This window comes from Streptomyces sp. NPDC001502, from assembly GCF_042894785.1.
GTDB lineage: Bacteria > Actinomycetota > Actinomycetes > Streptomycetales > Streptomycetaceae > Streptomyces > Streptomyces kutzneri.
The window spans coordinates 57,312-71,440 of record NZ_JBIAVW010000015.1; the positions used below are offsets into that span (position 1 = coordinate 57,312).

Here is a 14,129-nt window from a genome sequence, read left to right on the forward strand (position 1 = left end):
CCTCCCCCTCGGTCCCCGGTGGTGCCCGTCGGTGCGCTCCTGTGCCGACGAGTCTAGGCGCGACCACTGACAACCCACTCTGACCTGCGGTTCGGCACCCGCGGATCAGCGGGCCCAGCGGCCCTGCTCCGGCGCGTACCCGTATACGGGCCGGCCGGCGGCGGCGCTCGTGCGCAGCGGCCGTCCGCCATCGTCGATGCGCAGGGTGCCCGACCCGGACGGGCCGGTCCACCGGAGGTCGAGGGACCAGTCGCAGTCGCATCCCGTGGTGGCCGCCTCCACCCGCAGGACGGCCGGTTCGGCCGCCGAGACACGCAGGGGGAAGGCGGGGGCGGGCAGCGTGCTGCCGCCGTCGTTCCCGGCGACGGGCCGGGCCAGCGGGCGCGGCGCGTCCAGATTGACGGCGAACGCGGCAGGGGTGAGCCCGCCGCCGCAGCCCTGCGACATCTGGTAGACGTTCCACGCCGGCGGCTTGCGGCGGGCGGCCACCCGTACTTCCAGGTCCTCAAGGACCACGGCGCCCCCGCCCGTGCCGTGCAGGGTGACCTCCACGATCTGCGTCCCGGCGTGCACGGCGCGCTGCGCCGACGCCCAGGCGGGCGCGTCCGCCTCCACGGGCGGCGGGGGCACGGATCCCGGACCGCGCTCGGACAGGTAGGCGTGATCGCAGCCCGCGGTCCACACGTGTGACCGCACCGCCGCCTTGAGGGGCGCGACCGGGTCCCGGCCCGGGGCCGTCGCGGGCGGTGACGCGGAGGGCTGGGCGGGAGCCGGGACCGTCGCCCCGGCCGATCCGGCCGATCCGGCCGGTGGCGTCGGTTCCGATGCGCCCGTCGCCGCCGGTGCCGAGGCGGACCCCGATCCCGCGGACGTCGGCGCACTCGTACCCGCATCCGTCCCCGTCCCCGTCCGTGTCCCCGTACTCCCGCCCGCGTGCGGCGCGCCCGGCCCGGGGCCGGTCGCCGCCAGCAGCGCCACGGCCACCGCCCCGGCCGTCACGCCCGCGGCGGCGACCACGGCTGCCCGCCGCCGGTACCAGGCCCTCCGGGCCACCGGCTCCGGCACGGGCTCCGGCGCCACGACCACAGTCGGCTCGGGCTCGGGCTCGGGCTCCGGCTCCGGCTCCGGCTCCGGCACGGGCATGGGCTCCGGCACGGGCACGGGCACGGGCTCCGGGGCCGGCACCGCCGCGGCCCCCGCGCGCCGCCGCGCGTCCGCCAGCAGCCAGGCCCGGTGCAGGTCCACCGCCTCCCCCTGCGTCGCCCCGCAGGCCCGGGCGAAGCGGTCCACCACCGCGAACTCCGCCGGCAGCGCCTCCCCGTTGCAGTACCGGTGCAGCGTCGACGTACTCGTGTGCAACCGGCGCGCCAAGGCTCCGTAACTGAGCCCGGCACGCTCCTTCAGCTCCCGCATCAGCCGTGCGAAATTCTCGGCCTCGCTCACGCTCTCCCCCGTTCCGCGTCCCGCGACCGCGTTCCATGCATGAGGTGTTCCCCCAGGTGACGGCGCGTACGGCCGTTCCAGCGTCCCGGATTCGCCGCGATCCGTCGCCCGCCACGCCGTCCGGGGAACAGGCTCGTCAGGCAACACCACCACGACACCCACGGGGAGAACCGACCATGTTCCGACGTTCCGGCACCGCCACCACGCTCACCACCGCACTCGTCGCGGCGGCGGCCGCCCTCCTCCTGACCGCCTCCGCCGGCGCCTCCGCCGCGGCCGCCACCGCGCCCGGCTTCCTGGCCGGCACCGACCTTCCGCCGCACCCCACCTCGCCCTGGTACGCCGGCGCCGTCACCAAGGGGCTGCCCGAGTCCGCGCCGTTCTGCCTGGAGGGCGTGCTTCCGGCTGCGGGCAGCTGGCACCGCGTCTTCGGCACCGAGTACGACACCGGCGCCGTGCAGGTCTCCGTACGGTCCGCCTCGCCCGCCGCGGCGGCCAAGCTCGTCGGCGCCCTGGAGCGCAAGGTCGCCGCCTGCGCCGCCGACTGGCTGCGGACGACCCCGGGCGGCACCGCCTCCTGGCAGGACTACGGCACGCTCCCCGTCGAGGAGGGCGCGCACGTCTACGGGGTCCACACCTCCATCCCCGACTCCGAGCCCGGGGTGCACCTGTACGGGATCGGGCGCGACGGCTCCACCGTGACCGTCGTGCGGTGGGGCGAGATGGGCAACCTGTCCCACGCCCCGGTCGCCGACTTCAAGAAGACGACCACGAAGGCCGTGAACAAGCTCAACCCCTGACCGCAGGGGGGGTGGGACCATGGACATGAGAGGCGATGGCCATGCGTTCCGGGAATGAGCCGGTGACCGCGCGCAGTCCGCTGCGGCTGCGGTTCTGGCTGGGTGTCTGGGGGCTGGTCTGGGCTGCCGCCGGCACGGCCTTGTTCTCGCTGGTGGGCCGTCCCGGATGGGCGGCCGCCTGCGGGGTGCTGGCGGTGATCGTGGCCGTCGACCTGTTCATGATCGTGCGCCACATCCACCAGGGGCCCCACTACCAGCCCGGCCCGGACATCCCTCCGTACGAGCCGCCCCGAAGCCGGTGAGTCAGGCGGGGCCGGCTCCGGCCTGGCCCTCCGCGGCCGGGCCCTCGAAACGGGCCGCCGCCAGGTAGTCGGGCTGCGGGTCGAGGGCCGCGGCAAGGCGGAAGTGCTTGCGCGCCTGCTCGGGCCGGCCCGAGCGCTCGAACGTACGGGCCAGCGCGAAGTGGGCGAAGGCGTTGTCCGGCTCCCGCTCCAGCACCAGCTCGAACTCCAGCTCGGCCGGTCGCAGTTGCGCCGCCGCGAAGAAGGCCCGGGCGCGCAGCAGCCGCGCCGCCGTGTTCTCCGGGTGGGCGGCTATGACCGAGTCGAGCAGCTTGACCGCGCCGCGCGGGTCCCGGGCGGCGAGCAGCTGCTCGGCGGCCCGGTAGTCGATGACGTGGGTTTCCGGGCTGGCCGGTGTGGGGCGCGTGGTCTCGGACACGTTCGAAATCCTTCCCTCTCCGAGCGCGTTCAACGCCCCCGCCCCACCCGCTATTCCATGCACACGTCAGGCGGCCCCGCCCGCCGCCCGCGCCGTGAGTTCGTCCCACACCTTGCGCACCTGCGGCTCCAGCGCCGCCAGCGGTCCGTCGTTGTCGATCACGAGGGTCGCCACCGCGAGCCGCTGCTCCCGGGTCGCCTGCGCGGCCATCCGGGCCCGCGCCTCCTCCTCGGCCATCCCGCGCAGCGCGGTCAGCCGCGCCAGCTGCGTCTGCGGCGCGGCGTCCACCACGACGACCAGGTCGTAGAGGGGCGCCAGGCCGTTCTCGGCGAGCAGCGGTACGTCGTGCACCACGATCGCGTCGGCCCCCGCGGCGGCTTCCAGCTCCGCCGACCGGGCCCCCACCAGGGGGTGAACGATCGCGTTGAGGGTCTGGAGCTTCGCCGGGTCCGCGAACACGATGGACCCCAGCTTCGGCCGGTCCAGCGTCCCCTCCGCGGTCAGCACCGACTCCCCGAAGGCCGCCACGACGGCCGCGAGCCCCGGCGTACCGGGCTCCACGACCTCGCGCGCGATCCGATCGGCGTCGACGACGATCGCCCCGTACCCCGCCAGCAGTCGCGAGACCTCGCTCTTGCCGGCACCGATTCCGCCCGTCAGGCCTACTTTCAGCATGCCCCGCAGCATAGGGGGCGCCGCCCGTACGTCAGTTCTCGCCCTCGCGCTCCGCCAGGAACCGCTCGAACTCGCGGCCGATCTCGTCCGCCGACGGCAGCTCCGCCGGCTCGGCGATCATGTTGCCCCGGGTCTCGGCCCCGGCGGCCGCGTCGTACTGGTGCTCCAGCCCCTGCACCAGGCTGACCAGCTCCTCGTCGCCCTCGCGGATCTGGCGGTCGATCTCCGTCTGGGTGCGGTGCGCCTCGGTGCGCAGGGCGTGCGCCACGGCCGGCAGGACCAGCCCGGTCGCCGCCGTGATCGCCTCCAGCACCGTCAGCGCGGCGTCCGGGTACGCGGAGCGCGCGACGTAGTGCGGTACGTGCGCGGCGACGCCCAGCACGTCGTGCCCGGCCTGGGCCAGGCGGAACTCCACCAGGGACTCCGCGCTGCCCGGCACCTGGGCCTCGTCGAAGGGGCTGCGGTGGCCCGGCATGAGGTCGGTGCGGTTGCCGTGCGGGGTGATGCCCACGGGACGGGTGTGCGGGACGCCCATCGGGATGCCGTGGAAGTTGACCGAGAGGCGGACGCCGAGACGCTCGACGATCTGCCGGACGGCGACGGAGAAGCGCTCCCACTCCACGTCCGGCTCCGGGCCGGACAGCAGCAGGAAGGGCGCTCCGGTGGCGTCCTGGACGAGCCGGACCTCCAGCCGGGGCTCCTCGAACTCCGTCCAGCGGTCGCGCTGGAAGGTCAGCAGCGGGCGCCGGGCCCGGTAGTCCACCAGCCGGTCCGCGTCGAAGCGGGCGACCACCTGGTGCGGCAGCGTGTCCAGGAGCCGCTCGACGATCTGCTCCCCGGCCTCACCCGCGTCGATGTACCCCTCGAAGTGGTACAGCATGACCAGCCCGGCCGAGTCCTGGGCGACCGCCAGGTCGGCCACCGCCAGGCCCTTGGCGTCCCATTCGTACAAACCCTGTGGATCAAGCACCGTCACCACTCCTCCTCGCCTCGTTCTCAGCCAAGAACGTCCAAGGCGGCCCGGCCATTCCCCAGTTGGCCGCATTCACAGGAACGCAACGGATCACACCACGGATCACACCACGGCTCACGCGGCGGATCACGCAGCAGATCACGCAGCGGACGCAGCGGATCGCGAGGGGGAGACCGGACGGGGAAACGCGGTAAGGCCCGCCCCCCGAAGGGGACGGGCCTTACCGTTCAACGCAGTTCAGCTCGGCTCACACCGGAGTGTGATGCGCGCTGCGATCAGCTCTGGCCGCCGGCCAGCTTCTCGCGGAGCGCGGCCAGGGCCTCGTCCGACGCCAGGGCGCCGGAGGTCTCGTCCGACTCCGAGGAGTACGAACCACCCGAGATGCCCGCACCGGCGTTGCCACTGGCGGCCGGGGCGGCAGCACCCTCGGCGGCAGCGGCCTCGTCGGCCTCGCGGCTCTTGATGACCTGAGCCTGGTGCTGCTCGAAGCGCTGCTGCGCCTCGGCGTACTGGGTCTCCCAGGCCTCGCGCTGCTTGTCGAAGCCCTCGAGCCAGTCGTTGGTCTCGGGGTCGAAGCCCTCGGGGTAGATGTAGTTGCCCTGGTCGTCGTAAGACGCGGCCATGCCGTACAGGGTCGGGTCGAACTCGACCGACGCCGGGTCGGCACCGAAGGACTCGTTGGCCTGCTTCAGCGACAGCGAGATCCGGCGACGCTCAAGGTCGATGTCGATGACCTTGACGAAGATCTCGTCGTTGACCTGGACGACCTGCTCCGGGATCTCCACGTGGCGCTCGGCCAGCTCGGAGATGTGGACCAGACCCTCGATGCCCTCGTCCACGCGGACGAACGCACCGAACGGAACCAGCTTGGTGACCTTACCCGGGACGACCTGACCGATCTGGTGGGTCCGGGCGAACTGCTGCCACGGGTCCTCCTGCGTCGCCTTCAGCGACAGGGAGACACGCTCGCGGTCCATGTCCACGTCGAGAACCTCGACGGTGACCTCCTGGCCGACCTCGACAACCTCGGACGGGTGGTCGATGTGCTTCCAGGACAGCTCGGAGACGTGGACGAGACCGTCGACGCCACCCAGGTCCACGAAGGCACCGAAGTTGACGATCGAGGAAACGACGCCGGAGCGGACCTGACCCTTCTGCAGGGTGGTGAGGAACGTCTGGCGGACCTCGGACTGGGTCTGCTCCAGCCAGGCGCGGCGGGACAGGACCACGTTGTTGCGGTTCTTGTCCAGCTCGATGATCTTCGCCTCGAGCTCCTTGCCCACGTAGGGCTGGAGGTCGCGGACACGACGCATCTCGACGAGAGAGGCCGGCAGGAAGCCGCGGAGGCCGATGTCGAGGATGAGACCACCCTTGACGACCTCGATGACGGTACCGGTGACGATGCCGTCTTCTTCCTTGATCTTCTCGATCGTGCCCCAGGCACGCTCGTACTGAGCGCGCTTCTTGGACAGGATCAGACGGCCTTCCTTGTCCTCCTTCTGGAGAACCAGGGCCTCGATCTCGTCGCCGACCTTGACGACCTCGTTCGGGTCGACGTCGTGCTTGATCGAGAGCTCACGGCTCGGGATCACGCCTTCGGTCTTGTAACCGATGTCGAGCAGGACCTCGTCCCGGTCGACCTTCACGATGACGCCGTCGACGATGTCGCCGTCGTTGAAGTACTTGATCGTCTCGTCGATCGCGGCGAGGAAGGCTTCCTCGTTACCGATGTCGTTGACCGCTACCTGCGGAGTGGTAGAGGTGGTCTCGGTGCTGCTCGTCATGTGGGAAAGGGCTCCGGTTACGGACAGAAAGTCGTAGGTACTGCTACGCCGGGAGCCCTTATCGGCATCTGCCGAAGAAGCCGGACAGCCAAGGAGACCCCCTTCCGCGAAGAGCGGCGGGGCCTCGAAAACCGAGGGGACATCAACAGATGCAAGCGCAGCCTGCTAGGTCTGAGGAGCACAGGCTCGCAGCGCAACTTGTAGCATACGGGGGCAGCCGGACAGGGTCAATGCGCGAAGGCGCACACCCCGGGCGGATCGCCGCACAACCGGCACAATTCATGGGCGGGAAGCCGTTCCTGGCGCTTCCTGCCACATTCAGAAGACATTCGCAGACTACGACGACGGGCCCCATGAACCAAGAGGACTACGCCTCCGAAGTAGCGTCCGAAGCCGATCCGGTCTCCGTGGAAGACCCCGAGGCCACACGGCGTGACGCGGGGGAAGCGGAGAGCAGCCGGGCGAGCCGCAGCTGGTGGGACCGCAACGCCGACGAGTACCAGAGCGACCACGGCGCCTTCCTCGGCGACGACCGCTTCGTGTGGGGTCCCGAAGGCCTGGACGAGGCGGAGGCGGCCCTCCTCGGCCCCACCGCCTCCCTCAGGGGCAAGGACATCCTGGAGATCGGCGCCGGCGCCGCCCAGTGCTCGCGCTGGCTGGCCGCCCAGGGCGCCCGCCCGGTCGCCCTCGACCTCTCCCACCGCCAGCTCCAGCACGCCCTGCGCATCGGCGACGACCTCCCCCTCGTCGAGGCCGACGCCGGACGGCTCCCCTTCCGCGCCGGCTCCTTCGACCTGGCCTGCTCCGCCTACGGCGCCGTCCCCTTCGTCGCCGACCCCGTCAACGTCATGCGCGAGGTGCACCGCGTCCTGCGCCCCGGCGGCCGCTGGGTCTTCTCCGTGACCCACCCCGTCCGCTGGGCCTTCCCCGACGAGCCCGGACCCGAGGGGCTGTCCGTCGCCGCCTCCTACTTCGACCGCACCGCGTACGTGGAACAGGACGAGCAGGGCCGCGCCGTATATGTGGAGCACCACCGCACGATCGGCGACCGGGTGCGCGACGTGGTCGCGGGCGGCTTCCGCCTGCTCGACCTGGTCGAGCCCGAGTGGCCGGAGTGGAACAGCCAGGAGTGGGGCGGCTGGTCCCCGCTGCGCGGCAACCTGATCCCGGGCACCGCGATCTTCGTCTGCGAGCGCGACTGACGTGATCCGTACCGCCGCCCTCGACGCCCTGCCCGTACGTGAGGCCGTGCCCGCGCTCGTCTCGGCGCTGGACGGCCACGGCACGGCGGTGCTCTGCGCCCCGCCCGGCACCGGCAAGACCACGCTGGTGCCGCTGGTGCTGGCCGGGCTGGTGGGCGGCGGGCCGCGGCGCCGGGTGGTCGTCGCCGAGCCCCGGCGGATCGCCGCCCGGGCCGCGGCGCGCCGGATGGCCTGGCTGCTGGGCGGGCAGGTGGGCGGCGCGGTCGGCTTCACCGTGCGCGGGGAACGGGTGGCGGGTCCGGACACCGTGGTGGAGGTGGTGACCACGGGGGTGCTGCTCCAGCGCCTCCAGCGTGACCAGGAGCTGGCCGGGGTGGACGTGGTGGTCCTGGACGAGTGCCACGAGCGGCACCTGGACGCCGACACGGTCGCCGCCTTCCTCCTCGACGTACGGGAGACCCTGCGCCCGGAGCTGCGGCTGGTGGCGGCCTCGGCGACGACGGACTCCGCCGGCTGGGCGCGGGTGCTGGGCGGCGCGCCGGTGGTGGAGGCCGCCGGGGTCTCGTACCCCGTGGAGACGGTCTGGGCCCCGCCGGTCCGGCCGGTGCGGCCCCCGCACGGGATGCGGGTGGATCCGGCGCAGCTGACGCACGTGGCCTCGGTGGTGCGACGGGCACTGGCCGAACGCGACGGCGACGTCCTGTGCTTCCTGCCCGGCGTCGGCGAGATCGCCCGGGTCGCCGGGCAGCTGGCCGGGGTGGACGCGGAGGTGCTCCAGATCCACGGCCGGGCCCCGGCGGCCGTCCAGGACGCGGTGCTCTCCGTCGCGGGGCACCGCAGGGTGATCCTGTCCACCGCCGTGGCGGAGTCGAGCCTGACCGTCCCCGGGGTACGCGTGGTGGTGGACTCCGGGCTGGCCCGCGAGCCCCGGACGGACCACGCGCGGGGGCTGGGCGCCCTGGCGACCGTACGGGCGTCCCGCGCGGCCGGGCGCCAGCGGGCGGGCCGCGCCGGGCGCGAGGCACCGGGCGTGGTGTACCGCTGCTGGGCCGAGGCGGAGGACGGCCGCCTGGCCGCGTTCCCCTCGCCGGAGATCCGCATCGCCGACCTGGCGCAGTTCGCCCTGCAGGCCGCCTGCTGGGGCGACCCGGACGCGGCCGGGCTGGCCCTGCTGGATCCGCCCCCGGCGGGGGCCATGGCCGCGGCGCGCGAGGTGCTGGTGGCCGTCGGCGCGGTGTCCGCGGCCGGTGCGGTCACCGCGCGCGGGCAGCGGATGGCCCGGCTCGGGCTGCACCCGCGGCTGGCCCGGGCCCTGCTGGACGGCTCCTCGGTCTTCGGTGCCCGCCGGGCGGCGGAGGTGGTGGCCCTGCTGAGCGAGGAGCCGCCGCGCGAGTACGGGGACGACCTGGCCGCGGCCTGGCGGCGGGCCCGCGCGGGCGGTGACCCGTACGCGTCGCGGTGGCGCACGGAGGTCGCCCGCCTGGACCGTGCCGTCCGGGGCCCTGCGGGGCTCTCCCCCACCCCGCCCCTTCCCGAAACTGTGGGCTCCGCCCCCAGCCCCCTGCCCCAGGGCTCCGCCCCGGACCCCCGCGCCTCAAACTCCCCCGGCTACCGCGGGGACGTGCCCCCTGGCGAGGCTGGAATTTCAGCCCCTCCGGCGTCTGACTCTTCAGCCTCGCCGGCGTTCGACGCGCGAGGTTCGGGGCTGAGCCCCGGTAATTCAGCCTCGCCGGCGTTTGAGGCGCGGGGTCTGGGGCGGAGCCCCAGCAGCGGCGCCGCACCCGACGACAGCGCCGCCGGGCTCATCGCCGCCCTCGCGTTCCCCGAGCGGGTGGCGAAAGCCAAGGGTTCGGGGGCCTTTCTCATGGCCAACGGCACCGCGGCCGAGGTCGGCGACGGATCGGGCCTGCGCCAAGCACCCTGGCTGGCGGTCGCCGTCGCCGACAGGCCCCCGCATTCCGCGTCCGCCCGGGTCCGGCTCGGCGCCGTCATCGACGAGGACACCGCCCGGGCCGCCGCCGCCCACCTGTGGACCGAAGGCGAAGAGGTGCGCTGGGAGGACGGCGACCTCGTCGCCCGCGCCGCCGAGCGGCTCGGGGCGATCGAGCTCGCCGTACGCCCCCTGCGCACCCCGGACCCGGCGCTCGTACGGGCCGCCCTCCTCGACGGGCTGCGCACCGAGGGGCTCGGCTTGCTGCGCTGGTCCCCGGACGCGCTGATCCTCCGGGACCGCCTCGGTTTCCTGCACCGCACGCTCGGCGGCGCCTGGCCCGACGTGGCCGACGACCGGGCCCTGCTGGAGCGGGCCGACGACTGGCTGGAGCCCGAGCTGTCGCGGGCCCGGCGCCGCGCCGACCTCGGGCGGATCGACGCCGGGCAGGCCCTGAACCGGCTGCTGCCGTGGGCCACCGGGGAGGCCGTCCGGCTGGACGAGCTGGCTCCGGAACGCCTGGAGGTGCCCAGCGGATCCCGGATCCGGGTGGACTACTCCGCCGAGCACGGCCAGCCGGTGCTCGCGGTGAAGCTGCAGGAGCTGTTCGGGCTGGCCGAGACCCCTCGGGTGGCGGGCGTACCGGTGCTGGTGCACCTGCTGTCGCCCGCCGGCCGGCCCGCCGCCGTCACCGCCGACCTCGCCTCCTTCTGGCAGGGCGGCTACCGGGCCGTGCGCGCGGAGCTGCGCGGGCGCTACCCCAAGCACCCCTGGCCGGAGGACCCGGCCACCGCCGAGCCCACCCGGCACACCAACGCCCGGCTCAGGCGCTGACGCGGCGGCCGCGGGCCTCCAGCCACAGGGCCAGCCCGAGCAGCGCGAGCCCGCCGGCGGCCAGGCCGATCGGCGCGTAGGTGTGCAGCGCGAGGACCTTCGTACGGTTCGACTTGACCAGGTCGACGGTGTAGTCGGAGTAGTCCTCGCGCATCGTGACGTGCCCGGCGAAGGCGGTGAGCTTGCCGTCGGGGCCGCCGGCGGCGATGCCGCCGCGCATCTCCTGCTGGATGTCCTGCTCGGCGTTGACCGGCGCGCCGGTCACCGGGTCGACCCAGAACCTCGCCTTGGCCGTGTACCAGAGGGTGGTTCCGGTGGCCGCCTCGATCGTCGACGGGTCGATGCCCTCGATCGGCATCTTCTTGGGCATGGCGACCTTGGTCCACGGGACGGTCTGCTCGAAGTAGTAGACGTCCATGCCCTTGAACGTGCGCGGTCCGACGTAATGGATCGGCGAGGAGGTGCGGGTCTGCGCGTCGAAGTACAGGTAGTCGCGCGGCTCGGTGAAGAAGGGCCACTTGAACTCGATGCCCTCGCGCTTGACGGGGTCCCCGTCGACCATCTCCCCGGTGGCGTGGACCGGGTCCTGGGTGTGCGCGTCGAAGATGTAGCGCTCGGGGATCTGGGAGACCATCTTGCCGTCCGGGCCGATGATGTAGGACAGCGTGTCCCAGACGACGACGTCCTTGCCCGCGCTCGCCTCTATCTCCTTGGACGCCTCGACGTTGCCCTTGAGGGTCTGGACGATGGTGACCTTGTCGACCTTCTTCGGCTGCATGCCGCCGGTGTAGTCGAGGAGCGTGGCGTCCTTGGCCTCCAGGACCATCTCCTGGTACTGGTTCGGCGGGATCTTGGCGAGGCGGGGGTAGGCGTACCAGCGCAGCAGCGGCGCGAGGGCTGCGCAGAACACTGCAAGGGCCAGCAGGACAAGGCTCGCTCTGCGTCGCACGGCCGGGCCCTCCTCTACTTTCCGGGCGCGGGGGGCGCGGTGGTGAGCAGGGGCTTGGGTGAGGTCTCGCCTTCGGGCACCCCGAACGCGGTGATGGCGAACACGAGGGCCAGCGCGGCCGCGAGGCCGATGACGGCGGCGACGAATGCGCGCATGCCGGGCTCCGAAATCTGATGAGGCGTCAGAGATGGGGCACCGTAGCAACGCGGGGACGAGATGAGAACCGTTCGAGCCGCAGATGACCACTGGGCCACCCGAGGGACGCCGATGCCCGCCGACGCACCCGCCCCCGCGTTGCGCACGGCGGGGCACCCGCCCCGTGGCACGCTGATCATCAGCGGAATGCAATCACATGATTACATGTGGCGATCGGAGAAGTGATGCACAGACGTCAGCTCAAGGCCATGGCTCTGGCGGTGCCGTTCGTGGCTGCGCTCGGTATCGGCAGCCCCGCGGACGCGACCTCCCTGGCGGCCATTCCGTGCGACGTCACCGCCCTCAACAACGCGATCATCGCCGCGAACAACAACACCGGACCGCACACCATCCGGCTCGCACCCAAATGCGTCTACAACGTCCTCACTCCCGCGTCGACCGGCGGTCTCGGCCCCAACGCCCTGCCCCTGATCTCGGGCACCGTCACGCTGCTGGGGAACAAGACCACCATCCGACGGGATCCCGACGCGACCGAGGGCTTCCGCATCGCGCAGATCGACGGCCCCGGCGGGCGCCTGACCGTCGAGGGTGTCACCGCGACCGGCGGCGGCTATCTCGACTACGCCGGCACCTACCTGCCCACGGACGGAGGGACGCTCATCCTCAAGCACAGCACCGTGACCAACAGCACGGCGAACCAGGGGGGCGCCATCTACGTGAACCAGAGCAGCACCCTTGAGATGTACGACAGCGTCGTGCGGGACAGTGCTGCCCAGCGGGGTGGTGCCATCTACAACGGGCCGGGAAGCACCACCCTGCTGCAGAAGACCAAAGTGGTGCGGAACCAGGCCACGGAGCTGGGGGGCGGCCTCTTCACCGCCGGGGTCTCCATGACCATCAAGAACTCGCACATCGAGGGCAACCGCGCCTACCAGCAGGGCGGCGGAATCTACAACGACCGCTCTCCGCTGGACATCTTCTCGACGACCATCGCGGACAACCGCGCGGGCCAAACGGGTGGCGGTATCACCAATGACGGCACCACCACGCTGACGGACACAAAGGTGCGGCGCAACATCGCGCTCAACGGCGGCGGCGTCTGGCAAGGAACCTCCGCCGGCACCGCCCTGACCCTCGTCAGGAGCCGGATCTTCGAGAACACGCCCAACAACTGCCGGCCCGTAGGGTCGATCCCCGGCTGCACGAACTGATCCCGACTCGATCCGCGGGCCCGGCTTGATCCACAAGACACGGCCTAGGTGTGTTGCCCCGGGGTCGTCCGGGGCACCGCCGGAGTGGAGGACGGCGACGCGGTGGGCTTCGGCGTGCGTGACGAGCCAGGGGTCGGGCTGGACGTCGGGGTCGGCGTGGGGGTCGGGGTCGGGGTCGGCGTCGGCGAGGGCTTCGGCGTAGGCGTGGGCTTCGGGTCCGGCGTCGGCGTCGGCTTCGGTGTCGGCGTCGGCGTCGGCGTCGGCGTCGGCGTCGGTGTCGGGGTGGGCTTCGGAGTCGGCGTCGGGCTCGGGGGCGGCGTCGGGTCCGGCGTCGGAGTGGGCGTCGGCGAAGGCGTCGGAGTGGGCTTCGGGTCCGGCGTCGGCGTCGGGGTGGGCTTCGGAGTGGGAATCGGCTTCGGGGTGGGGCTCGGGGGCGGCGTCGTGGGTGTGCTCGGTCCCGTACCGGGCCGGTCCGGGATCTCGTGCGTCCCCTTCAGGTAGTACGTGAACCAGGACCGCACCGTGCGCAGGTACTCCGTGGACCGGTTGTAGGAGAGCACGGCCCGGTCCAGGTCCGCGTCCACCCGCAGGTCGCGGCTGCCCGCGCACAGGTACCGCCCGGCCGCGAGGGCCGCGTCGTGCACGTTGTTCGGGTTGCGCCGGCCGTCGCCGTCCGCGTCCTGGCCCCATGACGCCCACGTGGAGGGGATGAACTGCATCGGCCCGACCGCCCGGTCGTACCGGGCGTCCCCGTCGTAGGCCCCGCCGTCCGTGTCCGAGATGTTCGCGAAGCCGTTGCCGTCGAGCACGGGCCCCAGGATCGGCCGCAGTGTGGTTCCGGCCGTGTCGACCTGCCCGCCGCGCGCCTGCCCGGACTCCACCTTGCCGATCGCCGCGAGGAGTTGCCAGCGCAGCCCGCAGCCCGGGTCGCTCTGTCCCACCGTCTTCTCCGCGCGCAGGTACGCGGCGAGCACGCTCGCCGGTATCCCCTGCCCGCCTTCTGCGGGCCCGGTCGCGGCCGGCACCGCGGCGGCGGCCTCAGGGACCGCCTGCGCCTGCGGCTGCGTCGGCCCCTCGTCCGGCGGCAGCACGTCCGGTGGCTGCGGGCTCACCGGCGGCGGGAGTTCGGTGAAGTAGGCGGAGTCGCCGCCGGCCGTGTCCGCGGCCGGCTGCGGCAGCGGCGGCGCGGCGGACTCCCCGGCGGCGGAGAGCCGGTCGGTGCTCCCGCCCGCCGGGCCCTGGGAGGCCGTCACCGCGGCCACCACCAGAGCGGAGACCAGGGCGGCCGTCGTTCCCCTGCGCAGCCTGCGTCCGATTATTCGAGCCGACATGAGCCGGACCCCTCCCCCTCGACGTCCGCGTGACCCTACGTCAACTCCCTGCACACAGCACGCAAGGTCGCCGGGAATTCACCACATCCCCACGTCCCGAGGCAGGTCACGCATACTGTCT

The 14,129-nt window shown here is 72.9% G+C and carries 13 protein-coding genes; 5 read left to right on the plus strand and 8 right to left on the minus strand.

The features are described from left to right. Positions 1-105 precede the first annotated feature (105 nt). The gene (locus tag ACFY0D_RS25050; protein ID WP_390800295.1) at positions 106-1,443 is read right to left on the minus strand and encodes a helix-turn-helix domain-containing protein; all 1,338 of its coding nucleotides are present in this window, start codon (positions 1,441-1,443) and stop codon (positions 106-108) included. A gap of 176 nt (positions 1,444-1,619) precedes the next feature. On the opposite strand from ACFY0D_RS25050, the gene ACFY0D_RS25055 reads away from it, so the two are divergent. Both ACFY0D_RS25055 and ACFY0D_RS25060 read left to right on the plus strand, forming a co-directional pair. Then, a complete protein-coding gene (locus ACFY0D_RS25055) occupies positions 1,620-2,243 on the plus strand; it encodes a hypothetical protein (RefSeq protein ID WP_390800296.1) in 624 nt (207 codons plus the stop codon). A 41-nt stretch (positions 2,244-2,284) separates the two neighbouring features. Next, entirely contained in the window at positions 2,285-2,545 is a 261-nt protein-coding gene (locus tag ACFY0D_RS25060) for a DUF6343 family protein (RefSeq protein ID WP_390800297.1), read from the plus strand. Position 2,546: 1 nt separating this feature from the next. On the opposite strand, the gene ACFY0D_RS25065 is transcribed toward ACFY0D_RS25060, so the two are convergent. The 4 genes from ACFY0D_RS25065 to rpsA all read right to left on the minus strand — a co-directional run bounded on the left by ACFY0D_RS25065 (position 2,547) and on the right by rpsA (position 6,395). Next, positions 2,547-2,963 (minus strand): tetratricopeptide repeat protein, encoded by a 417-nt coding sequence (locus ACFY0D_RS25065; protein ID WP_390800298.1) that lies wholly within the window; start codon positions 2,961-2,963, stop codon positions 2,547-2,549. 66 nt (positions 2,964-3,029) lie between these two features. After that, positions 3,030-3,638 carry a dephospho-CoA kinase gene (coaE, locus tag ACFY0D_RS25070; protein WP_390800299.1) on the minus strand — a complete coding sequence of 203 codons (609 nt, stop codon included), beginning with the start codon at positions 3,636-3,638 and terminating at the stop codon, positions 3,030-3,032. 31 nt (positions 3,639-3,669) lie between these two features. After that, a complete protein-coding gene (locus ACFY0D_RS25075; protein WP_030010960.1) occupies positions 3,670-4,608 on the minus strand; it encodes a PAC2 family protein in 939 nt (312 codons plus the stop codon). Positions 4,609-4,886: 278 nt separating this feature from the next. Continuing rightward, positions 4,887-6,395: a 30S ribosomal protein S1 gene (gene rpsA, locus ACFY0D_RS25080; protein ID WP_390800300.1), complete on the minus strand. Its 1,509-nt coding sequence runs from the start codon at positions 6,393-6,395 to the stop codon at positions 4,887-4,889. Positions 6,396-6,748: 353 nt separating this feature from the next. Between rpsA and ACFY0D_RS25085 the strand changes: the two genes are divergently transcribed. Both ACFY0D_RS25085 and ACFY0D_RS25090 read left to right on the plus strand, forming a co-directional pair. Then, the gene (locus tag ACFY0D_RS25085; RefSeq protein ID WP_390800301.1) at positions 6,749-7,597 is read left to right on the plus strand and encodes a class I SAM-dependent methyltransferase; all 849 of its coding nucleotides are present in this window, start codon (positions 6,749-6,751) and stop codon (positions 7,595-7,597) included. Between the two features lies 1 nt (position 7,598). Then, positions 7,599-10,361 carry an ATP-dependent RNA helicase gene (locus tag ACFY0D_RS25090; RefSeq protein WP_390800302.1) on the plus strand — a complete coding sequence of 921 codons (2,763 nt, stop codon included), beginning with the start codon at positions 7,599-7,601 and terminating at the stop codon, positions 10,359-10,361. Here ACFY0D_RS25090 and ACFY0D_RS25095 read toward each other — a convergent pair. Further along, positions 10,351-11,310, minus strand: coding sequence for a DUF3068 domain-containing protein (locus ACFY0D_RS25095; RefSeq protein ID WP_390800303.1), 960 nt, complete (start codon positions 11,308-11,310; stop codon positions 10,351-10,353). The genes ACFY0D_RS25090 and ACFY0D_RS25095 overlap by 11 nt on opposite strands. Positions 11,311-11,324: 14 nt before the next feature. Further along, a complete protein-coding gene (locus tag ACFY0D_RS25100) occupies positions 11,325-11,465 on the minus strand; it encodes an SPW_0924 family protein (RefSeq protein WP_106971437.1) in 141 nt (46 codons plus the stop codon). A gap of 225 nt (positions 11,466-11,690) precedes the next feature. Here ACFY0D_RS25100 and ACFY0D_RS25105 point away from each other — a divergent pair, with 225 nt between their 5' ends. Beyond that, the gene (locus ACFY0D_RS25105) at positions 11,691-12,677 is read left to right on the plus strand and encodes a hypothetical protein (RefSeq protein ID WP_390800304.1); all 987 of its coding nucleotides are present in this window, start codon (positions 11,691-11,693) and stop codon (positions 12,675-12,677) included. A 44-nt stretch (positions 12,678-12,721) separates the two neighbouring features. On the opposite strand, the gene ACFY0D_RS25110 is transcribed toward ACFY0D_RS25105, so the two are convergent. Continuing rightward, on the minus strand, positions 12,722-14,008 hold the full coding sequence (locus ACFY0D_RS25110; RefSeq protein ID WP_390800305.1) for a lytic transglycosylase domain-containing protein: 1,287 nt from the start codon (positions 14,006-14,008) through the stop codon (positions 12,722-12,724). Positions 14,009-14,129: the final 121 nt, after the last annotated feature.

Coding starts and splice junctions, on each gene's coding strand:
- ACFY0D_RS25060 (WP_390800297.1), top strand. CDS start 2,285: ATGCGTTCCGGGAATGAGCCGGTGACCGCGCGCAGTCCGCTGCGGCTG.
- ACFY0D_RS25085 (WP_390800301.1), top strand. CDS start 6,749: ATGAACCAAGAGGACTACGCCTCCGAAGTAGCGTCCGAAGCCGATCCG.
- ACFY0D_RS25055 (WP_390800296.1), top strand. CDS start 1,620: ATGTTCCGACGTTCCGGCACCGCCACCACGCTCACCACCGCACTCGTC.
- ACFY0D_RS25110 (WP_390800305.1), bottom strand. CDS start 14,008: ATGTCGGCTCGAATAATCGGACGCAGGCTGCGCAGGGGAACGACGGCC.
- ACFY0D_RS25100 (WP_106971437.1), bottom strand. CDS start 11,465: ATGCGCGCATTCGTCGCCGCCGTCATCGGCCTCGCGGCCGCGCTGGCC.
- ACFY0D_RS25105 (WP_390800304.1), top strand. CDS start 11,691: ATGCACAGACGTCAGCTCAAGGCCATGGCTCTGGCGGTGCCGTTCGTG.
- rpsA (WP_390800300.1), bottom strand. CDS start 6,395: ATGACGAGCAGCACCGAGACCACCTCTACCACTCCGCAGGTAGCGGTC.
- coaE (WP_390800299.1), bottom strand. CDS start 3,638: ATGCTGAAAGTAGGCCTGACGGGCGGAATCGGTGCCGGCAAGAGCGAG.